The 22933-nt window shown below is 66.6% G+C and carries 17 protein-coding genes and 2 tRNA genes; 5 read left to right on the top strand and 14 right to left on the bottom strand.

The window, feature by feature from the left end; translation table 11 throughout:
* Positions 1 to 76: 76 nt before the first annotated feature.
* From GGR46_RS03415 to GGR46_RS03405, 3 genes are all read right to left on the bottom strand, one after another.
* Positions 77 to 1129 (bottom strand): Glu/Leu/Phe/Val dehydrogenase, encoded by a 1053-nt coding sequence (locus GGR46_RS03415; RefSeq protein WP_183994567.1) that lies wholly within the window; start codon positions 1127 to 1129, stop codon positions 77 to 79.
* A gap of 64 nt (positions 1130 to 1193) precedes the next feature.
* Positions 1194 to 1270: transfer RNA gene (locus tag GGR46_RS03410), tRNA-His, on the bottom strand.
* Between the two features lie 66 nt (positions 1271 to 1336).
* Positions 1337 to 2434, bottom strand: coding sequence for a GspE/PulE family protein (locus tag GGR46_RS03405; RefSeq protein ID WP_183994565.1), 1098 nt, complete (start codon positions 2432 to 2434; stop codon positions 1337 to 1339).
* Between the two features lie 117 nt (positions 2435 to 2551).
* On the opposite strand from GGR46_RS03405, the gene GGR46_RS03400 reads away from it, so the two are divergent.
* A complete protein-coding gene (locus GGR46_RS03400) occupies positions 2552 to 3223 on the top strand; it encodes a prolyl hydroxylase family protein (protein ID WP_183994563.1) in 672 nt (223 codons plus the stop codon).
* A gap of 82 nt (positions 3224 to 3305) precedes the next feature.
* On the opposite strand, the gene GGR46_RS03395 is transcribed toward GGR46_RS03400, so the two are convergent.
* The 3 genes from GGR46_RS03395 to GGR46_RS03385 form a co-directional block, all read right to left on the bottom strand.
* Positions 3306 to 6077, bottom strand: a complete 2772-nt coding sequence (locus GGR46_RS03395; RefSeq protein WP_183994561.1) for a TonB-dependent receptor domain-containing protein — start codon at positions 6075 to 6077, stop codon at positions 3306 to 3308.
* Between the two features lie 86 nt (positions 6078 to 6163).
* On the bottom strand, positions 6164 to 7762 hold the full coding sequence (locus tag GGR46_RS03390) for a hypothetical protein (protein ID WP_183994559.1): 1599 nt from the start codon (positions 7760 to 7762) through the stop codon (positions 6164 to 6166).
* A 347-nt stretch (positions 7763 to 8109) separates the two neighbouring features.
* Positions 8110 to 8994, bottom strand: coding sequence for a DMT family transporter (locus GGR46_RS03385; RefSeq protein WP_183994557.1), 885 nt, complete (start codon positions 8992 to 8994; stop codon positions 8110 to 8112).
* Between the two features lie 108 nt (positions 8995 to 9102).
* On the opposite strand from GGR46_RS03385, the gene bla reads away from it, so the two are divergent.
* Positions 9103 to 10038, top strand: coding sequence for a subclass B3 metallo-beta-lactamase (gene bla, locus GGR46_RS03380; RefSeq protein WP_246425884.1), 936 nt, complete (start codon positions 9103 to 9105; stop codon positions 10036 to 10038).
* Position 10039: 1 nt separating this feature from the next.
* Here the strand turns inward: bla and GGR46_RS03375 are convergent, their stop codons facing one another.
* The 6 genes from GGR46_RS03375 to lon form a co-directional block, all read right to left on the bottom strand.
* Positions 10040 to 10456, bottom strand: coding sequence for a hypothetical protein (locus tag GGR46_RS03375; RefSeq protein WP_183994555.1), 417 nt, complete (start codon positions 10454 to 10456; stop codon positions 10040 to 10042).
* A gap of 218 nt (positions 10457 to 10674) precedes the next feature.
* The gene (locus GGR46_RS03370) at positions 10675 to 11514 is read right to left on the bottom strand and encodes a protein NO VEIN domain-containing protein (protein ID WP_183994553.1); all 840 of its coding nucleotides are present in this window, start codon (positions 11512 to 11514) and stop codon (positions 10675 to 10677) included.
* Between the two features lie 91 nt (positions 11515 to 11605).
* Positions 11606 to 13678 (bottom strand): M13 family metallopeptidase, encoded by a 2073-nt coding sequence (locus GGR46_RS03365; RefSeq protein ID WP_246425883.1) that lies wholly within the window; start codon positions 13676 to 13678, stop codon positions 11606 to 11608.
* Between the two features lie 602 nt (positions 13679 to 14280).
* Positions 14281 to 14355: transfer RNA gene (locus GGR46_RS03360), tRNA-Val, on the bottom strand.
* A gap of 99 nt (positions 14356 to 14454) precedes the next feature.
* The gene (locus GGR46_RS03355; protein WP_086129015.1) at positions 14455 to 14727 is read right to left on the bottom strand and encodes an HU family DNA-binding protein; all 273 of its coding nucleotides are present in this window, start codon (positions 14725 to 14727) and stop codon (positions 14455 to 14457) included.
* Between the two features lie 167 nt (positions 14728 to 14894).
* Positions 14895 to 17291 (bottom strand): endopeptidase La, encoded by a 2397-nt coding sequence (lon, locus tag GGR46_RS03350; protein WP_183994549.1) that lies wholly within the window; start codon positions 17289 to 17291, stop codon positions 14895 to 14897.
* A gap of 273 nt (positions 17292 to 17564) precedes the next feature.
* On the opposite strand from lon, the gene GGR46_RS03345 reads away from it, so the two are divergent.
* Both GGR46_RS03345 and GGR46_RS03340 read left to right on the top strand, forming a co-directional pair.
* Entirely contained in the window at positions 17565 to 19283 is a 1719-nt protein-coding gene (locus GGR46_RS03345) for a M1 family metallopeptidase (RefSeq protein WP_183996693.1), read from the top strand.
* Between the two features lie 2 nt (positions 19284 to 19285).
* Positions 19286 to 19891, top strand: a complete 606-nt coding sequence (locus GGR46_RS03340; RefSeq protein ID WP_183994548.1) for a methyltransferase family protein — start codon at positions 19286 to 19288, stop codon at positions 19889 to 19891.
* Between the two features lie 10 nt (positions 19892 to 19901).
* Here GGR46_RS03340 and GGR46_RS03335 read toward each other — a convergent pair whose 3' ends face one another.
* Positions 19902 to 20522, bottom strand: a complete 621-nt coding sequence (locus GGR46_RS03335) for a hypothetical protein (RefSeq protein WP_183994546.1) — start codon at positions 20520 to 20522, stop codon at positions 19902 to 19904.
* Between the two features lie 134 nt (positions 20523 to 20656).
* Between GGR46_RS03335 and GGR46_RS03330 the strand changes: the two genes are divergently transcribed.
* On the top strand, positions 20657 to 22114 hold the full coding sequence (locus GGR46_RS03330; RefSeq protein WP_183994544.1) for an NCS1 family nucleobase:cation symporter: 1458 nt from the start codon (positions 20657 to 20659) through the stop codon (positions 22112 to 22114).
* Here the strand turns inward: GGR46_RS03330 and GGR46_RS03325 are convergent.
* The gene (locus tag GGR46_RS03325) at positions 22083 to 22760 is read right to left on the bottom strand and encodes a hypothetical protein (protein ID WP_183994542.1); all 678 of its coding nucleotides are present in this window, start codon (positions 22758 to 22760) and stop codon (positions 22083 to 22085) included. The genes GGR46_RS03330 and GGR46_RS03325 overlap by 32 nt on opposite strands.
* Positions 22761 to 22933: the final 173 nt, after the last annotated feature.

Raw genomic sequence — 22933 nt, 5'->3', positions numbered from 1 at the left:
GCTCCGCAGAAATGCGAGGGGGATGCGCGACGCTATTGGCCGCGCATCCCCCGTGCAAGCCCGTGGAGGCTTTGTCTCAGCCGCGGCCGATAAGGCGCTGCGCGATCCGGTCGGCGACTTCGCTCTGCGGATCGCCAGTGCGGGCGCTTTCGTCCCACACTTCGATCAGGCGATCGGGGATCTTGTCTACGCGCGCCTGCACCTCGGCCATGTTGCCCTGGCCGAGATACTCCAGGCCGACATTGATGATGCCGCCGGCGTTGATGACGTAATCGGGCGCGTAGAGGATGCCGCGATCGTGGAGGCGGTGGCCGTCCTGGCGGGTCGCCAGCTGGTTGTTCGCGCCGCCGGCGACGACGGTGGTCTTCAGCGCCGCGATCGACTGCTCGGTGAAGATCGCACCCAGCGCGTTCGGGCTCAGCACGTCCGTCTCGATGCCGAGGATCTCGGAGGCGTCGATCGCCTCGCCGCCCAGTTCCGCGGCCAGCGCCTTGGCGCGCTCGGCATTGACGTCGGCCAGCACCAGCTTCGCGCCGTCCCGGGCGAGCAGGCGGGCAACGCCGCCGCCGACCGAACCGACGCCCTGGATGGCGACACGCACGCCGGCCATCGAATCGGCACCGAGGCCGCGCTTTGCCGCCGCCTTCACGCCGAGATAGACGCCGCGCGCGGTGACCGGGCCGGGATCGCCGCCGGCACCGCCCTCGGCGACCGGCAGGCCCGAGACGTGACGAGTCTGGGTCGCGACGACCTTCATCCGCTCCTCGGACATGCCGACATCCTCGGCGGTGACGTACTTGCCGCCCAGCGATTCGACCGCGCGGCCGAACGCCTGGAGCTGCTCGGTGGTGACGGTGGCACCCGGCTGGCTCGCCAGGATCACGCCCTTGCCGCCGCCGAGCGGCAGGTTCGCCATCGCGTTCTTGTAGCTCATGCCACGCGACAGGCGCAGCGCGTCGGTGATCGCGGCGCGGTGGTCGGCATAATGCCAGAAGCGCACGCCGCCGGCCGCCGGGCCGAGCTTGCTGGAATGCACTGCTATGATTGCGCTCAGCCCCGATTCGCGGTCGCTGAACAGATGGACGCCTTCATGGTCGTCGAAGTCGGGGAAGCCCCAGTCGGTGATCACGCGCTACATTCCTGCGGAGAGTGCCGCACGAGTGTGTGCCGCGTGCGGTCACAAGGGGAAGAAATGGGGCGGATGACGGGACTTGAACCCGCGACCCTCGGTACCACAAACCGATGCTCTAACCAACTGAGCTACAACCGCCGTGAAGAAGGCGCGCTTAGCCGGGGCCGATGCGAAGCGCAAGATAATTGCCGAGAAATTTTGGCACTATCCGCGGGAAATGCGCACGGCCTCTTCCGGGGTGGTCACGCCCTCGCGCACCAGCGCCCGCGCGGCCGATCCGAGATTGGGTGCGCGGAGGAAGGCGTGGCGCGCCAGGATCGCCTCGTCGCCGCCATCGTTGATCAGCCGACGGATCGCGCCATCGGCGACGATCGCCTCGAACACGCCGGTCATGCCGGTGAAGCCCGTGCCCTGGCAGCTTTCGCAGCCCATCGCCTCGAACACGATCGCGCCCGAATCGAAGCCGAGCAGCGCCGAGACCGATCCCTGCGCCTGCACCGGGCGGCGGCAATCGGCGCACAGCCTGCGGACGAGCCGCTGGGCGAGCACCGCGGCGATCGTGGAAGCCAGGCGGAACGGCTCGACGCGCCAGTCGCGCATCCGGCGGACCGCCGAGACCGCGTCGGGTGCATCGATCGAAGCGATGACGAGGTGTCCGCTCTCGGCTGCCTCGGCCGCGGCGGCAGCGGCCTCGCGCCCGTCCAGCCCGTCGAGCGCGATCACGTCGGGATCCTGCTCCAGTGCCGCACGGATCGCGGCGGCGCCGGTGAGCCCCGTGATACGCGTAGCCCCCTCCACCGCCGGGGTGTCGATCGTCACGATATGGCGCGGCGAGCCGGAGAAGTGGCGGAGCAGCGTCGCGATGGTGGTGCTTCGGCCGGAGCCCGCCGCCCCGGCGACGAGCACCAGCCCGCCGCGTCGCAGCGCCGGAAGCAGCGCGTCGACCAGGCCTCGGCTCATCCCGATCGCCTCGAGCGCACGCTCACGCCGCTCGCCGCCATCGACGCGCAGCACGATGCGCTCGCCGTCCTCCTGCGCCAGGACCGAGACACCCGCCATCGCGCGGAATGCGGCGACCAGCGCGGGATCGGCGTGGAAATGGCGCGGCTCGGTCAGCTGGCCGGCGATGCGCATGCGCACCACCAGGGCGGCCGCGTCGGTTTCGAGATGGATGTGCGAAGCACGACGGTCGCGCGCCTCCGCGATCAAAGCCTCCGCCGGCGAACCAGGCTGAGCACCGGCAAGGAACAGCGGCTGCGGGGTTTCCGCCACCGGTGCCAGTGCTTCGGCTTCGATTTCCATAGGATCTCCCTTGCGGAGCGACTTGCGCTAGGCATCGCATGTGACATCGCGCTTGCGATTTTGTGACGTTTTCGGGTCACGCTGGCGCAGGGCCCGGGCTTTTGGCAGAACCCCGCCATGCAGAATCTCGCCTCCCCTCTCCTCAATCTCGGCTCGGGCCATCCGTCCGAACCCATTGCCGAGCACATCATGCGCTGGCCGGGCGTGCAGCGCGTGCCGCACCCGAAGATCCAGATGTTCATCGCCAAGAACTTCCTGGAGCCCGAGCTCTGCCAGCTGCTGATGATCAAGATCGACGCGGAGCGCCGCCCCTCGACGATCGCCGATGCGAATGACGACTATGCCTTCCGGACCAGCGAGACCTGCGACTTCACCGGACAGGACGCGGTGGCGACCGAACTCAAGCGGCGGATGACCGCGTTCACCGGGCTCGATCCGACGCATGGCGAGCCGATGCAGGGCCAGCGCTACGATATAGGCCAGGAGTTCAAGGCGCATACCGACTATTTCGAGCCGCAGGGCCGCGACTATGAGAAATATTGCTCGGTGGCGGGGCAGCGCACCTGGACGGTGATGCTCTACCTCAATGAAGTCGAGGCCGGCGGCGCGACGCGGTTCAAGGCCGTCGACAAGATCATCCAGCCCGAGGTGGGCAAGGTGGTCGCCTGGAACAACCTCCGGCCCGACGGCACTCCCAACCCCTCGACCATCCATCATGCGATGAAGGTGCGCGCGGGCCTGAAATATGTCGTGACGCAGTGGTATCGCCAGAAGCCTTGGGGCTGGTGAGCCCCGGACAGCACGACAGGGTCTGAAAGCAAACGGCCGGCCAGGTTCCCCTGGCCGGCCGCTGCTTTTCCGGGACCTTCGATCAGAAGGTCGTGCTGAGCCCGAGCGAGAAGATCCGGCCCTGGTTGTAGCGGTTGATGAAGACGATCGCGCCGTTCGAGAAGGTCTGGCTCTCGCTGAACCGCGTGCGGGTCAGGTTGCGGCCTTCCAGCTTGAGCTCGAACTTGCCGCCACCGATCTCGAAGCCCTGACGGGCCACGATGTCGAGGCGGATGCCCGGACGCTCGATGATGTCCGGCTGGAAGCCGTTGCCCGAAAGGTTGGACGGACCACGGTTGGTCACGCGGTCGCTGGCATAGTTGAACAGCACCGTGAACTGCGAAAGGCTCTGCGTGTCCTCCAGGCCGAGCTGCAGGTTGACCAGATGGTCCGACTGGCCGGTGAGCGGCGCGCCGTCGCGGAACTGCAGGCTCGCCGGGCCAAAGCCCGTCGCGCAGCCGCCCAGCGTCTGGTTGAGCACGTTCGGCACGCAGCTCGCATCGGCGGTGATCTCCGAATGCGTGTAGGTGTAGTTCGCGATCACCAGCGCCCGACGGGTGCTGAAGAAGCCGCCGCCCAGCGTGTCGAGCGGGAAATACTTCTGCATTTCGACTTCGGCGCCATAGAGCTTCGCCTTGGGCAGGTTGGCAAAGCCGGTCTGCAGGCGATCGTCGGCGCCGGTGTAGAAGCCGACCTGCTCGATCGGGTTCTTGATGTTCTTGTAGAAGCCGGCGACCGTGAAGCGCTGGTCACGTGCGAAGAACCATTCGAGGCGGCCCTCGAAATTGTAGAGCTGCGAGTCCTTGAGCAGCGGGTTGCCGAAGAACAGGCGATCCGAATCCGGATCGCGGAACTGCTGCGGCGCCAGCTCGCGGAACTGCGGGCGCGAGATCGTCTTGGCGAAGCTGCCGCGCAGCTGCAGGTTCTCCGCGAAGTTCCACGTCAGCGTCACCGCCGGCAGGAAATAGTCGTTGTTCAGCCGGGTGGTGGCAGTGCCGATCGGCGTCACGCTCTGCTCGGCCTTTTCGTAGCGGACGCCCGCCACGGCACGCACGCCCTTCAGCGCCTCGGTCTCCGCCTGGACATAGCCGGCGTTGATGCGCAGCTTGGCGTCATAGGCATAGGCGCCGAGCGGGGTGCTGAACTGCATCTCGAGGGTGCAGACGCGCTGGCCGACCTGCGGGCAGGCGTTGTTCACAACATCCGGGCTCAGCAGATAGTCCGGGCGCAGCAGGTTGTAGGGGAAGCCCGGCGCCGTGCCGCCGCCCGCGCTGGTCTGGTAGTTGAACTGCAGGCGCCGCGAGAAGCGATCCGTGTCCGAATAATAATAGCCGGCGGACAAGGTCAGCGGCACAGGATCCATCTTGTAGATGACGTCAGCCTGGCCGGTCCAGAGATTCTCCTCGAGGTCCGAGAAGATGACCGAGGCGAAGGGCGAGAAGCGCTGCGTGACCTGATAGGCGCCGTTGCACTGGAAGCCCGGCGTGCCATTGCCGCCATCATAGTTCGCCTGGCCGCCATTGGTGGTCGTCGCCGAGCAGAGATAGTCGAACTGGCGCTCGTAAGGCGCGTTGCGCTTCGAATTGGCATAGGCACCGCGCAGGTCGAGGCGCAGCGCGTCGGAGAAGCGGAGCTCGCCGACCAGCTGGCTCTCGAGCAGCTGGCGCTCGAACCAGTTGGTGTTCTGCTGGAAGCGCAGGCCGCTGGCGTTGTTGTAGATCTCCGCCGCCGAGCCGCGGCCCTGCTTGAGCACGTCGCGGATATAGACGTTGGTCCAGCGGATCGTGTTTTCGCCGAACGAATAGCCGACGCCGAGCAGGGCATTGCCCACGATACGGTTGTCGGTCAGCAGCGTGTGGAAATCGTTGCGGATCGCACCGGTCTCGGTGACGCTGTCCTGCTGACGGATCGAGCGGGTGCGGAACGTGTTGCTGTAGCCGGCCGACGTGACGATGCCGAGCCGGTCCTCGCCCAGATCGAACGACATGCCGGTGCTGATCTCCGCCGACCAGTTGGCCGGCAGGTGATCGTTGCGCTGGAGCAGCGTGGTCGAGGCATTGGAGAGCTGGAGCACCTGCGCGGCGGGGATCAGGCCCGAGCCGTTCGGCGCATTGCGGATGAAGGCCGGCACCTTTCGGGTGCCGTCGTCAAAGCCGAGCCAGTCGTTCTTGCCGCCGAAATAGGTGTAGCCCAGCTCGCTGGTCGTCGCCGTATCGGCCGCGATCGAGCCGCCCACCGTCACGAAATCCTTTTCCGGGATCGCCTTGGTGGTCAGGTTGATCATGCCGCCGCCGAACTCGCCCGGATAGTTGACCGAATAGGTCTTCTGGACGAGCGCGGAGCCGACGATCGTGGTCGGGAAGATGTCGAGCGGCACCGAGCGGCGGAGCGGCTCCGGGCTGGGCAGCGCAAGGCCGTTGAGCAGCGACGCCGAGTAGCGATCGCCGAGGCCGCGGACGTACACGAAGCCGTTGCCCACCACGCTGAGGCCGGTGACGCGGCTCAGCGCGCCGGCGATGTCGCCTTCACCCGTGCGGGCGATGTCGGCGCTCGACAGAACCGAGACGATCTGCGGCGTGGCGCGAACCACATTGGGGATATGGCGGCCGGTGACGACGATGTCGGTCACTTCCATGTCCATGCCCGGCGCCGAGACCTCAGGCGTTTCCTGCTGATCCTGGCCGGCCTGCGGATCGTTGCTCTGCGGCGGCGTGGACGGCGCGGGCGTGGAGCCGGCGGTCTGCGCAAGCGCTGCGGGGCAGACGAGTGTGGACGTCAGGAGAAGAAGCGTGGCGTAAGCAAGGCGTCGCTGCATGGCCGTATCACCCAGTGTAAATTATGAGCAAAGTCGGGACGGCGGAAATGCGCCGCCCCGACAGTTTTCGCGCTAAGCGACGAGCCTCAGCGGCCGTTGCAGCTGAAGTAGACCGAATTGAACACCGGCGGGCCCTGATCCTCGAGGGCCGCGTTCGCCGGACGGATCGTCGAGCGGTCGGTGGCGCTCTTCTCGCCGGCGACCATGTTCACGCAGGCGACGTTGTTCGGGCTCTTCACCACACCGTTGATGAAGTTGAAGTCGGCGCCGCCGCGGATGCGGATGGCGGCCGGCGCCAGCGCCGTCTGGATGAAGGTGAAGTTGACGTAGCGGCCCCAGGTGCGGGGCAGCAGGTCTTCGGCGCCGTTCGAGTCGATCTCGGTCGAGAACGAGTCGGCCGTCGCACCCGAAACCTTCTGCGCCGCGATGATGAACTGCATGAAGCCGCGCCAGCCATTGTCGACGTCGAAGCCGTCGTCGTCGGCGCCGGTGATGGCGATGTACTTCATGTTGGTGGTGCCGCCGAAGATCTCGATGCCGTCATCCGCCGAATTGTGGCTCTGGATGTGGTCGAGCACGGTGCCCGAACCGGTGGCGCCGAGGGTCAGGCCCTGAAGCTCGTTGCCGTCCGAGATGGCGATGCCGGTGTAGCGGATCTGGACGTACGACATCTGGCCGCTGCTGTCGGCTTCGTTGGTGCCGCCATAGAAGCGGCCGGTCACGCCCTCGATCGCCTGCTGGCAGGGGGTGCCGGTGCTGCCGCCGGTGCCGGTGGCGCAGACCGCAGTGGTCGAACGGCCGAGCAGGATGATGCCGCCCCACTGGCCCTGGGTCACGTCGCTGACGCCGTTGTTGGCCAGGTTCTGCTGCGAGGTGAAGATGATCGGCGCGGTGACGGTGCCCACGGCCGAGATCTTCGAACCGCGGTTGACCAGCAGCAGGTCGTTGGTCGCCTCGCTCGAGTCGGCCGCGATGGTGACGCCGGCCGCGATGGTGAGCGTCACGCCCGCACCGCCGGTCGCGCCGAGGTCGGTGCCGACTTCGGTCTGGCCGCGCAGGCGGTAGAACACGCCGGCGATCTTCGGCAGCGTCAGGTCAGCCGTGATCGCAGCCGGGAGGCGGCAAGCGCGGAAGGTCTGGATCAGGCCGTCGTCGATCGTGCCGGTCGGGCAGGCCGCGGTCGAGCCGCCGGTGCCGATCGCCGGAACCGCGGTGCAGTTCGCGCTGGTGGCGCCGAAATTGGCGGTGGTCGAGTTGCAGGACCAGCCGTCGAACGAAGTGTCGGTCGAGCCGTTGACCGCGCCGACGAAGTTGGTGCTGACGAGGAACGGGTTCAGCGGTGCCGGATTGGTGGCGGTGGTGAGCGAAGCCGTTCCGGTCGGGAAGATGCCGCTCAGCGCGTTCGTGCCGTTCACATTGTTGTTGGAGCCGGTGTTGACGATGTCAAGCTGCTCCTGGGCGGTGATGCTGATGCTGTTCTGCGTCGTGACAGCCGCGAACTGCGCTGCCGTGATCGGCGTCGGAGTCGGAGTCGGCGCGGGCGGAGTCGGCGTAGGCGTAGGGGTGACAACGACGACGCTGCCAGCGCCCGGCGATGCCACGTTGCTCGCGCCGTTGCAGGCAGAGAGTGCCGCGGAGGCGGCTGTCGTCATGAGAATGAGGCCGTAGCGCTTGAAGCTCGCCATCGCGGAAAAACTCCCGATCGTATCGTTGCTGATCCGGGCGCCTGGCAACCGAAGAACGGTAACCCCCTGTTGCGCCCGGGCCGCAACTAGGCGGCTTAAATGACACGGACATGAGTCTGGCGGGTCAGTTTGATGACTTAATAATTACATTTGGATTACATGGGCGTTCACCATTCGAGGCTGAACGCGGGTGGGCGGCGGCGCGCCCTGCTCGCATGAAACGAGCATGAACCCATCATGTCATTCGCAATCGGCGAACACAAGCAGGAGGCCGCGCGCCTCCAAAGTGCGCAGGGGGAGCCTTTGACCAATGGCCCCACGGATCTCCGCGAGGAGCAGGAGAAGGTTCAGAACATCGCCGTCATCGCGACGCCGGCGGTCACCAGCACGACGCCGAGGATCTGCTTCGCACTCAGCGCCTCGCGGAACAGGCGGTGGCCGGTGGCCGCGGCGATCGGCATCTCGATCACGCCCAGCGCACGGACGGCGGCGGCGGGCGCGAGGTTCAGTGCGAAGAACCAGCCCGACGACGCCAGCGCGCCGAACAGGCCCGCTCCCAGCGATTGTCGCCAGCCGGCGATCACCGCGGCCAGCGCCGCCCGGTCGCGAATCGCCAGATAGAGCCCCAGCCCCGCCGCCTGCACCGCCTGGACGATCGCGACACAGGCCATGGCGGAGAAGAAGGGGTGATGCGGCTCGAGCCGCAACCCGGCATGGCGGAAGGCGTTGAGCGCGAAGCCAAACAGCAGGCCCGAGGCGATGCCATAGGAGATGCCGAGCACCGGATGGTGTGCGCCTTCGATCTTCTTCGGCCATACGAGCACTGCGAGCCCGAAGGTGGTCACCGCCACGCCCGTCCAGCCCAGCGCAGAGAGATTGTCGCCGAACACGACCAGCCCCACCGTGGCTGCGAGCGGGACCGAGCTCTGCTGGAGCGCGGTCCCTACCGCGAAGCCGGCATGGTGCATCGCGAGCAGCAGCGCGGCGGTGGCGACGACCTGCGCCAATGCGCCGGTAAGCGCCGGCCACCAGAACTCCCAGCCGAATTGCGGATCGACATGCGGCGTCACCGCGACGGCGATGGCAGTGAAGACGAGCGAGAAAGGCAGCCCGAACAGGAAACGTACCAAAGTGGCGCCCCAGGGGCCGGTGCTCGACATCATGCCGCGCTGGAGCGCGTTGCGCCCCACCTGGAACCCCGCCGCCGCCACCGTCGCCACTGCCCAAAGCACGCTTTTACTCCCACCCGAGACCCGGGTTGCGCTTAGGCACCACCGGGCGAGCCATCAATCCCGCTAATGGCTCTTCCGAGAAATGGTGGTTTGTGCGGAGGGGGCCGCATGGATCATCTCGTCCGGGCAGCAATCAAGGAACTCCGGATGAAGCCGATCCACCTCGCCGCCCTCGCCCTGCTCACCACCGCCGCCACGCAGCAGCAGGACGATCCGCTCACCCGCCCGATCGCGCCCGAGGCCGCCGCCAAGTGGATCGTCCCCCAGGCGCCGATCCGGGTGTTCGGCAACAGCTATCTGGTCGGCTTCCAGGGCATGAACGTCGGGCTGATCGATACCGGCAAGGGGCTGATCCTGATCGACGGCGCGGTGCCGCAATCGGTCCGCTCGGTCGAGGCGAACCTGCTGAAGCTCGGCTACCGCATCCAGGACGTGAAACTGATCCTCAGCACCGAGCCGCATTTCGACCATGCCGGCGGCCTCGCGGCGCTGGCGCGCGACAGCGGTGCAACGGTGCTGGCCGGCGCGTGGTCGGTGACGGCGCTGAAGCAGGGGATGAGCACGCCGGACGATCCCCAGGTCGCCTGGCTGGTCCCCTTCCCCGCCGTATCGCGGGTGCGTGCGGTGAAGGATGGCGAGGTGATCCGGCTCGGCAATGTTGCAGTCACCGCCCGCGCCACGCCGGGGCACACGCCGGGAAGCATGAGCTGGACGTGGCGCAGCTGCGAGGGGCGGGTGTGCCGGACGATGGTCTTCGGCTCGAGCCTCAATCCCGTGGCGGCGGACGGCTATCGCTTCACCAGGCATCCCGAGGTGGTGGCGAGCTTCCGCGCCTCCCAGGCGAAGGTCCGCGCCCTGCCCTGCGACATACTGTTCAGCGCGCATCCCGACAATTCGGGCGGCGTCGAGAAATATGCGCGCTTCGCCAGGGGCGTGCGGCCCAACCCTTATTTGGATCCGAGTGCCTGCCGCACCTATGCCGCCAAATCGGCAAAGGCGCTGGCGGAGCGGCTGGCCGACGAGAAGGCGGGCAAGGCGAAGTAACTCAGCCCTGCCGCCCGGCGGCGCGGAACAGTGCCGCCGCGAGCAGCCAGGGCAGCGCAAAGGCACCGATCAACGGCGCGGTGCGGGGCCCTTCCGCACGGGTGGGAAGCATCGCGGCAGCCTGCACCGCCGCCGCCGCGAGCATCGCCCGGACCATCCCGCCTGGACGGAAGCGCGTCAGAAGGCCGCCGATCCCGGCGACGGCGATCACTCCGGCGAAGATCAGATTGAGTGGATTGCCCTCGTCCCCGATCATCCCGACCGCAAGATTGACCCAGATGGTGAGGAACGCGGTCAGCAGCGCCACCCCCGCCCCGGCGCGATAGGCGCTACTGCGATGCGTGCGGACGGCAAGCTCGAAGACCAGGCCGATGCCGCCGATCAGCACACCGGCGGCGAGGAAGTCGATCGCCCCCACACGACCTCCCGGCTGAACTGCATCGCGATGGCGGATAGCATCAACAGCCCGGCGGCGGCGCCCCACGCCGCGATGCGCAGCCGGTTGCCGGTGTGCGGTCGCTCATCCTCTGCGCCGCCATGCCTGCCATCCTGATTGGATGGCCGGACTGTGCAGGACGGTGGGTGAAAGCACCAACCAGCTTTCGGAGGAATCGGCGTGCAGGGGAGGTGCAGGCGCTAGCCGAAGCTCGCCTGGAATGCCGTCGGCATCAGGGAGACATGGGCCTCCAGTGGGGGTCTCAGCTCGAAGGCGCGCGGTTCGCGGGCGAAGTTCCACAGCCGGACCAGGCACCATTCTTCGCGCCGGTCTCCGGCAACGGACAACTCGTTGCGCGAGATGTGGAAGGGCGTCCGCTCCCAGCCATTGGTCGTCTTCACTTCGATCAGGCGCGGGCGCCCGTCCGACTCGAAGCTGGCGATGTCATAGCCCGCGCCGTCGCCATCCAGATCGGAAACCCAGCGAATTTCCCGTGCGAGATCCCCGCGCCCGGCGGCAATCAGCGTCGATCGCTCGTGATCCAGCACTCGCGCCTCGCCCGCCTTGCCCAGCGCCCGATTACGCGCATCGCGCTCGGCCACGTCGAAGCGTCGCGCGACCGCCTGCATCTGCGCCCATTCCTCCGGGGGTGGCGCATTACTTACCGTGGGCGGTGGTCCGATCCACAGCGGAGCGGCCTCGCGAACGGAGCGCGTCACGCCCAATCCCGCACGGTTCACCGGGGAGAGCCAATCCGGATGCCGTGCGAGCCAGCGTGCCACGGCATCGACCAGGGATATCTGGAAATTGAAGGCAGGCTTGTAGCCGGGAATCCAGTCCTCGCCCAAACCCTTCAGCACGGCGCTGATGTTCTGATGTTTGTATTCGATCGACCCGCGGGGGCGATCGATCCGCGCCTGCAATCGGCGGTTATGCTCGGCCTTGTTGTAGGAACGGCCAGCTTCGTCATCTGCGAGCATCGCGAAATAATCCGCGACGATCGCATCGTTCTGCTCGTCGGTCCAGTCGGCAGGCCCCATCCGACCGAGCTAGAATAAACCCGGCGCCCTGTCACGCGACCAGCGCCGGGTTCGAAGGGCGAGGCGCCGCGGAGGCGCCCCGCCCCTGTCATCACCAGATGCGCACGCGCTTGTCCGGCGCGACATATTGCTTCTGGTCCGGCCCGATCTTCCACGCCGCATACCAGGCATCGACATTACGCAGCGGGTTGATCGCGCGGATCTGGCCCGGCGAGTGCGGGTCGCTGACCAGCTGCTGGCGCAGCGCCTCGGTGCGGAACAGCGTGCGCCACACCTGGCCCCAGCCGAGGAAGAAGCGCTGGTCGCCGGTATAGCCGTCGATCACCTTGGCCTTCTTGCCGCCCAGCGACTGGTGATAGGCGTCGAGCGAGATCAGCACGCCGCCGAGATCGCCGATATTCTCGCCCATCGAGGCGCGGCCGTTGATATGGACGCCGGGCAAGCCTTCGAAGGCGTACGCCTCGTACTGCGCACCCAGCACCGTCGCCTGGGCCTCGAACTTGGCGGCGTCTTCCGCCGTCCACCAGTCACGCAGCACGCCCTCGCCGTCGGACTTGCGCCCCTGGTCGTCGAAGCCGTGGCTGATCTCGTGGCCGATCACCCCGCCGATACCGCCATAATTGACCGCGTCATCGGCCTGGGGATCGAAGAAGGGCGGCTGCAGGATCGCGGCCGGGAAGACGATCTCGTTCTTCACCGAGTTGTAATAGGCGTTCACGGTCTGCGGGGTCATGCCCCATTCGGCCTTGTCGACCTGGCCGCCCAGGCGGTTGCGGCGATAGTCCCATTCGAAGCGGCCGGCGCGCTCGGCATTGCCGACCAGGTCGCCGCTCTTCACTTCTAGCGCCGAATAATCACGCCACTTGTCGGGATAGCCGATCTTGACGGTGAATCCCTTGAGCTTCGCCTGGGCCTGCTCCTTCGTCGCCGGGCTCATCCAGGCGAGGCCGTTGATCCGCCCGGCGAGCGCGACGCGCAGGTTGCTCACCAGCGTGTCCATCTTCGCCTTGGAAGCCGGCGGGAAATAGAGCGCGACATAATCGCGGCCCACGCCCTCGCCCACACCGCGCTCGGTGAACGCCACCGCGCGCTTCCAGCGGTCACGCTGCTGCGGCTGGCCGTTGAGAAACTTCGAGCGGAACTCGAACTGCGCATCGACGAAGCGCTTCGACAGCAGCGGAGAGATATCGTCCGCGGTGCGGAAGGCCTGCCAGGCCTTGAGCGTGTCGAGATCGGTATCGGCGAAGATCTTGGCGAGCAGCGGGATCGCGGTGTTCTGCGCGACGATCACCCGGTCCGCCCTGGTGAGCCCGGCAGCCGCCCAGAAGCTGTCCCAGCCAAAGCCAGGTGCCGATGCCTTGAGCTCGGCGACGCTGGTCGGGTTGTAGGTCTTGTCGCGGTCGCGGCTCTGCGCGCGGGTCCAGTGCGCCTTGGCGATCTGCGTCTCCATCGCGACCACCTTGGCGGCCGCCGCATCGGCATCGGCCCAGCCGGCCATGCCGAGCATCTGCGCGACATATTGCTGGTAGCGCGCCACCTGCGGCGCGAACTTGGCATCGAGATACAGGTCGCGGTCGCCCAGGCCCAGGCCCGACTGGCGCAGATAGAGGGCGTAGACGTCGGGGTTCTTGGCGTCGTCGTTCACGCCGATGCCGAAGAAGCTGCCGCCAAAGCCGCCGGTCGAAGCGCCCATCAGCTTGGCGAGATCATCCTTGCTCGCCGCGGCCTTCACCGGCGCGAGCCGCTCGGTGAGCGGCTGGGCGTCGAGCTTCTCGGCCGCCGCCTCGTCCATGAAGCCATTGTACAGGATCGCCGCCTTCATCCGGTCCGGATGCGCGGTGTCGCTGGCGCTATAGCCCGAGATCAGGCTGCGCATGCGCACTTCCGACAGGTCGCGCAGCACCGCGAAGGCCCCGAAGGACGAGCGGTCTGCCGGGATTGTCGTGCGATCGACCCAGGCGCCGTTGACGAAGCGGTACCAGTCGTCGCCCGGCTTCACGCGCTTGTCCATGCCGGTGAGGTCGAAGCCCCAGGCGCCATAGCGGGTCGCGCCGGCATCGGCGCCGGCTCCCGCGGCGACGGGTGCGGCGGATTGCTGACTGAAACCGATCGCAGGCACGGCGACCGCCGCCACGGCCGATGCGAGCAGGAGAAATTTCTTCAATGGAGGTCCCCCGGAAATTGAGACGTTAGGCGCGTCTGTCACCGGTGTGTCACGCTGCCCGAAGCCACGCAATATCCTTGCGCGCGGTTGATAGGTTCGGAAACGTGCAGAAACAAAAAACCGCAAGGCTGTCATCGCGAAAGCGGCAACCAAGTTAATGCTAATATGCAGGCAACGGTGGTTACTCTCAGCATCCACGGGGAATGAAGCAGAGCCAAAACGAAAGCCGATTTGTGGCGCTTGGCGCGCAGAAATAATTGAATGAGTTGTGTTTCGGGCTTCACAATCCACCTCACAGCAAAAGATAATTCCGCTGAAATCGATGGCGTTAGTCCTCACGGACTCTGTCCACCCCTTGCCCGAACGATCAAGAGGGTTGGATGTAAAGATACTGAAATAGTTTTGTTGATTCGACTTATCCCGCGGAAAAGCGCGCCCCTAGATATCTAACCATCTGATATGATTAGCTTCTTGTAAGATTGACTTGGGAACCCCCTATGCGACTCGCGCATTTCTCGGGATTCCTAGACCGCGAGCCTCGCGCACCCTGACAAACCCAAACAAAAAGCCCGCCGGTCACCGGGACCGACGGGCTTTTGAAATGGTGGGCGCGGTAGGGATTGAACCTACGACCCCACCCGTGTGAAGGGTGTGCTCTACCACTGAGCTACGCGCCCGCTGGCCAGGTCCTGAAACCCTTGCGGCCGAAACGGGAAGCGGGCCTTTAGGCGGCACAGCCCCAGCTGTCCAGCCCCAAAACCCGCATTCTTGCGGTCTTAGTTGACCGCGTCCTTGAGGCCCTTGCCCGCCTTGAACTTCGGCTGGTTGGACGCCTTGATGGTCATCGGCTCGCGCGTGCGCGGGTTGCGGCCCGTCGACGCCTTGCGCTTGCTGACCGAGAAGGTGCCAAAGCCGACCAGGCGAACCTCGTCGCCCTTCTTGAGCGCGGCCTGGATGGCATCGAACACGGCCTCGACGGCCTTGCTCGCATCGCCCTTGCCAAGGCCCGAGGTATCGGCGACCTGTCCGATCAGCTCTTGCTTGTTCATTTCGTGACTTTCCCCCTCATGAAATTCGCACAAATACGTGAGTCGCGGCGGCAGGCCGAGCGATCACGTCAGCACGCCGCCGCCGCCACTGTCAAAACGTTTCGGCCCGCTTTTCCCTCGAAATGACGAAAAGGTTACGGTGTCCGAACAGTCGGGACCAACCTGCATCAGTGATGCACGGCATCTCCCAGGCCCGCCGTGCCGGCCGGGGGTTGGGTCGCCATCTCGTCGGTCTCGGTCCAGTCGATCGGCACGAGCGGTTCGGTGAGCGCCAGGCGCAGCACCTCGTCGACATGCTTGACCGGCACGATCTCGAGACCGTCGCGGATGTTCTGCGGAATCTCGGCGAGGTCCTTCTGGTTCTCTTCCGGGATCAGCACCGTCTTGATGCCGCCGCGCAGTGCCGCGAGCAGCTTCTCCTTGAGGCCGCCGATCGGCAGCACGCGCCCACGAAGGGTCACTTCGCCGGTCATCGCGATGTCCTTGCGCACCGAAACGCCGGTGAGCGTCGAGACGATCGCCGTGACCAGGCCGATGCCCGCCGACGGACCGTCCTTCGGCACCGCGCCCTCGGGCAGGTGGACGTGGATGTCCTTACGCTGGAGCAGGCTCGGCTTGATGCCATAGGCCGGGCTGCGCGCCTTGACGAAGCTGAACGCGGCCTCGACCGATTCCTTCATCACGTCGCCCAGCTTGCCGGTCGTCTTGATCATGCCCTTGCCGGGCACGGTGACGCTTTCGATGGTCAGCAGCTCGCCGCCCACCTCGGTCCAGGCGAGCCCGGTGACCGCGCCGATCTGGTTCTCCTCCTCGCCCAGCCCGTGGCGGTACTTCTGCACGCCGGCGAACTCGTGGAGGTTCTCGGGCGTGATCGTCACGCTCTCGGCCTTGCCTTCCAGGATCCTGCGCAGCGCCTTGCGGGCGAGCTTGGCGATCTCGCGCTCCAGCGTACGCACGCCCGCCTCGCGGGTGTATTGCTGGATCAGCTTGCGCAGACCCTCCTGGGTGAGGACGAACTCGCCCTCCTTCAGGCCGTGCGCCTCGATCTGCTTCTCGATCAGGTGGCGCTCGGCGATCTCGACCTTCTCGTCCTCGGTATAGCCCTCGAGCCGGATGATCTCCATGCGATCGAGCAGCGGCTGCGGCAGGTTCAGCGAGTTCGCGGTGCACACGAACATCACGTCCGAAAGATCGATGTCGATCTCCAGATAGTGATCGTTGAACTTGTTGTTCTGCTCCGGATCGAGCACCTCGAGCAGCGCCGAGGCGGGATCGCCGCGGAAATCCTGGCCGAGCTTGTCGATCTCGTCGAGCAGGAACAGCGGGTTCGAGGTGCCGGCCTTCTTCAGGTTCGACACGATCTTGCCCGGCAGCGAGCCGATATAGGTCCGCCTGTGGCCGCGGATCTCGGCCTCGTCGCGCACGCCGCCCAGCGACTGGCGGATGAACTCGCGCCCGGTCGCCTTGGCGATGCTCTTGCCCAGCGAGGTCTTGCCGACGCCCGGCGGGCCGACGAGGCACAGGATCGGCCCCTTCAGCTTGTTGGTACGCGCCTGGACCGCGAGATACTCGACGATCCGGTCCTTGACCTTCTCGAGCGCGTAATGGTCCTCGTCGAGCACGCCCTGCGCCTCGGCGATGTCCTTCTTGAGCTTCGACTTCTTGCCCCAGGGCAGGCCCAGCAGCACGTCGAGATAGTTGCGCACCACCGTCGCCTCGGCGCTCATCGGCGCCATGGTCTTGAGCTTCTTCAGCTCCGACTGGGCCTTGGTGCGCGCTTCCTTCGACAGCTTGAGCGTGGCGATCTTCTGGGTCAGCTCGGCGACTTCGTCGCCATCGCCTTCCTCGCCCTCATTGCCCAGCTCGCGCTGGATCGCCTTGAGCTGCTCGTTGAGGTAATATTCGCGCTGCGTCTTCTCCATCTGGCGCTTCACGCGGCTGCGGATCTTCTTCTCGACCTGCAGCACACCGAGCTCGCCCTCCATGAAGGCGAACACCATCTCGAGGCGCTTCATCGGATTGGTCTCGACCAGCAGCGACTGCTTCTCGGCGACCTTCACCGCGATGTTGGCGGCAACCGCATCGGCCAGGCGCGAGGCATCCTCCAGCTCGGCGAGCTGCACCGCGGTCTCGGCCGGCAGCTTGCGGTTGAGCTTGGCGTAATTCTCGAACTGGTCGACGACCGAGCGCATCAGCGCCTGGATCTCGGTACCCTCGACGGCATCGTCGTCGATCGGCTTGACGGTCGCGGTGAGGAAGGCGCCGCCCTCCTCCATCGTGACGAGCGCGCCGCGCTCCTTGCCGGCGACGAGCACCCGCACGGTGCCGTCGGGCAGCTTGAGCAGCTGGAGGACTTCGGCGGAAACGCCGGTATCGTACAGGTCTTCGCGGCCGGGATCGTCCTCTGCCGGATCGAGCTGCGCGACCAGGAAGATCTCCTTGTCGTCGGCCATCGCTGCCTCGAGCGCGGCGACCGACTTGTCGCGGCCCACGAACAGCGGCACGATCATGTGCGGGAAGACGACGATATCCCGAAGGGGAAGAACGGGGTAGGACTGCTTCATGAATACTCCTGAGCCCGTACAGGGCTCCTATCCTCCATTATATGGGGGTCGCGGAGCCCGCATCAATCTGCGAACGCTCTTAGGCTGTGGAGTGTTGCTTGCCGTAGCGGCACGGGCAAGCATTTTTACGCCTGGAGCGGACATGGGCGCGCCGAATGCGGCAGGATCGGCCCGCAAAATCGCCCCCGATTCGATCAGGCCATTGCCGGGCCTGTCCTGTTTCCGCATCACTCTCGACGATTGCACCGTGATTCCCGCCTGAAGGAGGCTTCCATCCGCACGTCCCTGTTCCTCGCCGCCTCGGCCCTGGCGCTCGCCGCCCTTCCTGCCGCCGCGCAGACGGTAAAGCCCGGCGAGCCGCCGATCACCCCGACCACGCAGGAATCGGGCGGCCCGATCAGCCCCGAGCGCGCCGCGCTCCATCTCGACCATGCCGACCTGGCGATCGAGGTGTTCCCGGCCACCCAGCGCATCGCGGGCGTGGCGACGCTGACGATCACCAGCGCGATCGCCCAGAAGGTGCTGCAGATCGACCTCGACCGGAACCTGCCGGTCACCGCGGTCACCGTCGACGGCAAGGCGCTGACGCCGAAGGAATGGGCCAATCCCGAGGGCCGGCTGATGGTCACCCTGCCCCGCCCGCTCAAGGCCGGCGGCAAGGCGGTGGTGAAGATCACCTATGGCGGCACGCCGCACGTCGCGGTGCGCGCGCCCTGGGACGACGGCATGGTCTGGGCGAAGACGCCGGGGGCCGATCGCCAGCCCTGGATCGCCAGCACCGCCGAAGGCTATGGCTGCGACCTGTTCTGGCCCTGCCTCGATTTCCCGCGCGGCGAGCCGGACATGGTCGATCTGCACATCACCGTGCCCAAGGATCTGAAGGTCGCCGGCAACGGCAAGCTGATCGGCACCGATACCCTGGCCGATGGCCGCACCACCTGGAACTGGCGCACCCGCAGCCCGAACCCCTATTCGGTCACCCTGCAGATCGCGCCCTACAAGCTGCTCCAGGCGGACTATAAGAGCCGCTACGGCAACACGATCCCGATGCAATATTGGTATCTGCCGGGCCGCGACGAGAAGGCGAAGAAGCTGTTCGCCGAGTTCGCCCCGACGCTCGACTTCTACGAGAGCGTGATCGGCCCCTACCCGTTCGGTGACGAGAAGGTCGGCGTGGCCGAGACCCCGCATCTCGGCATGGAGCACCAGACGATCAACGCCTATGGCAACAACTACAAGCAATACCCCTCGGGCTTCGACGAGATCTTCCAGCACGAGCTGGGCCATGAGTGGTTCGGCAACCAGATGTCCGCGAGCAACTGGGACGATTACTGGCTGCACGAGGGCTATACCCAGTATCTCCAGCCGCTCTACGGCCAGTGGCGCGAGGGTGATGCCCGCTACGCGATCATGATGGACGAGTTCCGCCTCCAGATCACCAACCACGCCCCGATCGTCTCCGGCCAGATCCGCACCGAGGAGCAGGTCTATGAGGAGGAGAATGGCGGGCCGGGCCAGGACATCTACGTCAAGGGCGCCTGGGTGCTCCACACGCTGCGCAACCTGATCGGCGACGACAAGTTCTTCGAGGCAACCCGTCGGCTGGTCTATGGCCGTCCGGATCCCAAGCCGGGCAACTTCACCCCGCACTTCTCGACCACGCCCGAGTTCATCGGGATCGTGAACCAGGTCGCGGGCAAGGACCTGCAGTGGTTCTTCGACGTCTATCTCTACCAGGCGCCGCTGCCCGAGCTGGTCGAGCAGCGCCAGGGTGATACGCTTACGCTCCGCTGGAAGGTGGCGAACGACAAGCCCTTCCCGCTGCCGGTGGAAGTCTCGATCGACGGCAAGATCAGCAAGGTCGAGATGCCGGGCGGCACCGCGACGCTGAAGCTGCCGGCAGGGGCGCACGCGATCGTCGATCCGAACGCGCGCATCCTCAAATATTCGGCCGCCGTCGAATCCTATCAGCGCTACGCCTATCGGAGGTAAGGATGATCGGACTGGTGCACCCCGAGCCGACCAGCGTCGCTGCGCTGGGGGCGATGGCGCTGGGCTTCGCCGCGTTCCTGCTCGGCCTGGGCCTTGCCCGGGGCCGGGCGGGAAAGCCGGCGCCGAGCGAGGGCGGCCGGCGCGACGGCGGGTCGATGGCGGGCGTGGCGGTCCAGTCGATCGGCTTCGCCGCCGTCGGCATCGGCCCGATCCTGACTTCGCTCAAGCCCGGCAGCCCGTTCGCGATCGGCGAGGCGGCGGTAGTGCTCGGGCTGATGGCGCTGACGGTCGCTCTGTTCTTCACCGCGTCGCGCGCGATGGGACGCAACTGGGCGATCGTGGCGCGCACCCGCGGCGATCATGAGCTGGTCACCTGGGGGCCGTTCGCCTGGGTCCGCAACCCGATCTACACCGGACTGTTCGCCTTCATGCTCGCCATGGCGCTGGCCTTCGGCCATTGGCGTGGGCTGATCATCGGCGTGCCGCTCTACTGGATCGGCACCTGGATGCGTGTCACCCGCGAGGAAGCGCTCCTCCGCGCGCAGTTCGGCGAGGCCTATGACGCCTATGCCGCGCGCGTGAAGCGCTTCGTGCCCGGGCTCGTCTGAGCCCGGGTCCCTACTCCTCGATCAGCCCGCCGTCCGGCCGCAGCACCTTGGCGAGAACGAAGCCGAAGCCGATCTGCCAGGGCACGTAGATCTTGAGCAGCTGGAGCCAGTTGCCCGGGAAGCCCTGGTTGCTCGTACCGGTGGTCATGTAGAGATAGACCACCAGCGCGCCGAGGCCCGCCAGCATGGCCATGCCGAACAGCGCGAAGATCGCCGTGGCGATCCCGTGCCGGCCAAGCCCGCTACCCAGCACGAACAGCAGCCCGAGACCCGCGCCAACCGCACCGCCGACAAGGCCCGGCAGCATCGGGTTGGCGACCGCGTTGACCTGGCTGGCCAGCTGCGCCGCGGCCCAGTGCGCGAAGGTGAGGCCCACGATCAGCACGGCGACCTTCATCGCCAGCTTGTGGCCACGCCCGGCCCAGACCAGGGGCAAGGTAAGCAGAGGCGTGATCCACACCGCCCCATTGGGGACGTTGGCGAGGGTAAGCACGCACAGTCCGGCAATGAAGAACAGGTGGCCCAGGATCAGCCACTTGAACGCCGTGCCCGCGGCAGAGTCGAGGGCAAGATTGAACGACGAGTGATACTCGCGGGGATCTTCGTCCGCGAGGATTGCAGCATCAGACATAGGACGACTCCTTTATCCGGCTAATACAGCGAAGGTGCGCCTCATCTTGAGTCGCGTCAACAAAAGTCGTTCTTGCAGCGCAGCGAAGATCGCGCGACATTCCAGCCTGTTGGAGCCGGCATCTGGGGGGAAGCGTGGCGGACGAAACACTCTGGAATGCCGATCTCGCGCCGACCGGTCCCGAACAGCGTAGCTGGGCCTGGTATCACTATGCCGCCTTGTGGATCGGGATGATCGTGGCGGTGCCCGCCTGGATGCTCGCCGCGGGCCTGGTCGAGCAGGGCATGTCCGCCGGCCAGGCCGCGCTCACCGTGCTGCTCGGCAACCTGATCGTGCTCGTCCCGATGCTGTTGATCGGCCATGCCGGCGCGCGCCACGGCATCCCCTATGCGGTGCTGGTCCGCGCCTCGTTCGGCACCACCGGCGCGCGGCTTCCCGCCCTTGCCCGGGCGCTGGTCGCCTGTGGCTGGTACGGCATCCAGACCTGGATCGGCGGCGAGGCGCTGCTCACCCTGCTCGGCGTGGCACTGGGGGCCGACCTGCGCGGCACGCCCTTGCCCCTGCTCGGCATCGGGATCGGCCAGCTGATCGCCTTCCTCATCTTCTGGTCGCTCCAGCTCTTCTTCGTCCGCAAGGGCCTGCTGACCATCCGCCGGCTCGAGACCTGGACCGCGCCGGTGAAGATCCTGGTCTGCATCGCCCTGGTCTGGTGGGCGGTACAGGCGGCCGGCGGCTTCGGGCCGATCTTCCACGCCCCGTCCGCCTTTGCGCCCGGCGGCACCAGGGAGGGGCAGTTCTGGGCCGTGTTCTGGCCCGCGCTCACCGCGATGATCGGCTATTGGGCGACGCTGGCGCTCAACATCCCCGACTTCACGCGCTTCGCCCGCTCGCAGCGCGACCAGGTGATCGGCCAGTCGATCGGCCTGCCGCCGATGATGGGGCTGATCGCGCTGGCCAGCGTGATCACCACCAGCGCCACCGTGGTGATCTATGGCGAGGCGATCTGGGATCCGGTCGCACTGTCGGGCCGGTTCGAGGGGCCGCTGGTGCTGCTCGGGCTGATCGTGATCAGCATCGACACCATCTCGTGCAACATCGCCGCGAACCTCGTCTCGGCGTCCTACGACTTCTCCTCGATCGCGCCGAAGCGGATCAGCTATCGCACCGGGGGGATGATCACGGCGATCCTCGGTATCCTGATGTTCCCGTGGAAGCTGCTCGCCTCGACCGGGGGATATATCTTCGTCTGGCTCGCCGGCTATTCGGCGCTGCTCGGCCCGATCGCCGGCATATTGATCGCCGATTACTGGCTGATCCGCCGCACCGCGCTGCGGGTCGAGGATCTCTACCGGACCGACGGCGCCTATAGCTATCGCGCGGGCTGGAACCCGGCGGCGTTGATCGCCTTTGCGGCCGGCGCGCTGCCCAACCTGCCCGGCTTCCTCGCCACGGTCGCGCCTTCGGCCTTCTCGGTGGGACCCGTCTGGATGGCGATCTACACCTGGGCGTGGTTCGTCGGCCTGTTCATCGCGCTAGTCGTCTATACCGGGCTGATGCGCCTCAAGCCCCGGGCCGCCGCCCAAGCCGCATGAGCCAGGCGAGGAAGAAGGCCAGGCAAATGTGCCAGGGCAGATGCACGCTTTCCAGCCAGAAGACAAAGCGCGCCGACTGAAGGGGATATTCGAGCGCGTTGGTGAACAGCAGCCCCTGCGCCATGCCCAGCGCGCCCGGCACGGTGAGGGTGACGATGCCGAGCAGGATCACCGCGCGGCTGCCGGCGCCGAGCGACACCAGGCGCAATGGCACGAGGAGCATCAGCGCCAGCGTGCCGCCCGCCAGGCCACCCACCGCGCCGGCGCCGAGATCGCGGACATAGGCCTGGGGATCTGGCTCGAGCGGGAAGCTCAGCATCGCGTGCCGCCAGGCGAGATAATTAGCCGCGACATGCGCAACCGGTAGCGCCACCTCGAAATAGAGCAGCCGCTGCCCCCAGCCACGCTGACGAACACTGGCGAGCAGATAGGGCAGTCCGAACAGCGGCGTCAGATAGAGGCTGGGGCCGATCACCGGCGCCAGCACGTCCTTGGGATCGGGATAGAGCAGCACCGCCACCGCCAGTGCGATGGCATAGAGAACCGCGCCGATCAGCAGCCAGACAAAGGCATGCCAGAAGTGGACATTGCGGCGCCGGTTGCGCGCCTCGCCCAGCCTGTCCGCCTTGCTCCTTGCCTTCGCCATCCAGGGCATCCTGCCAGAGCCGCCGACCCCCGTCATCCCGCCCCACCCCAATCGCCATCCCGGCGAAAGCCGGGATCTCAGGCGATGGCGCGGGAAAGGAGCCGCACGAGATCCCGGCTTTCGCCGGGATGACGCTGGTACCGAAAGCAGAAGGCCCTCCCCGCTGCCGGGAA

Origin of the sequence: Sphingomonas kyeonggiensis (assembly GCF_014196745.1) — a bacterium.
Taxonomy (GTDB): Bacteria; Pseudomonadota; Alphaproteobacteria; order Sphingomonadales; family Sphingomonadaceae; genus Sphingomonas; species Sphingomonas kyeonggiensis.
The sequence above is the reverse complement of the archived record's forward strand: the minus strand, read 5'-3'. Positions and strand labels throughout refer to the sequence as shown.

Bases quoted from the DNA above. Each gene is read 5' to 3' on its own strand.
- GGR46_RS03405 (WP_183994565.1), bottom strand. From the start codon at position 2,434: ATGGAAATCGAAGCCGAAGCACTGGCACCGGTGGCGGAAACCCCGCAG.
- GGR46_RS03400 (WP_183994563.1), top strand. From the start codon at position 2,552: ATGCAGAATCTCGCCTCCCCTCTCCTCAATCTCGGCTCGGGCCATCCG.
- GGR46_RS03395 (WP_183994561.1), bottom strand. From the start codon at position 6,077: ATGCAGCGACGCCTTGCTTACGCCACGCTTCTTCTCCTGACGTCCACA.
- GGR46_RS03390 (WP_183994559.1), bottom strand. From the start codon at position 7,762: ATGGCGAGCTTCAAGCGCTACGGCCTCATTCTCATGACGACAGCCGCC.
- bla (WP_246425884.1), top strand. From the start codon at position 9,103: ATGGATCATCTCGTCCGGGCAGCAATCAAGGAACTCCGGATGAAGCCG.
- GGR46_RS03370 (WP_183994553.1), bottom strand. From the start codon at position 11,514: ATGGGGCCTGCCGACTGGACCGACGAGCAGAACGATGCGATCGTCGCG.
- GGR46_RS03355 (WP_086129015.1), bottom strand. From the start codon at position 14,727: ATGAACAAGCAAGAGCTGATCGGACAGGTCGCCGATACCTCGGGCCTT.
- lon (WP_183994549.1), bottom strand. From the start codon at position 17,291: ATGAAGCAGTCCTACCCCGTTCTTCCCCTTCGGGATATCGTCGTCTTC.
- GGR46_RS03340 (WP_183994548.1), top strand. From the start codon at position 19,286: ATGATCGGACTGGTGCACCCCGAGCCGACCAGCGTCGCTGCGCTGGGG.
- GGR46_RS03335 (WP_183994546.1), bottom strand. From the start codon at position 20,522: ATGTCTGATGCTGCAATCCTCGCGGACGAAGATCCCCGCGAGTATCAC.
- GGR46_RS03325 (WP_183994542.1), bottom strand. From the start codon at position 22,760: ATGGCGAAGGCAAGGAGCAAGGCGGACAGGCTGGGCGAGGCGCGCAAC.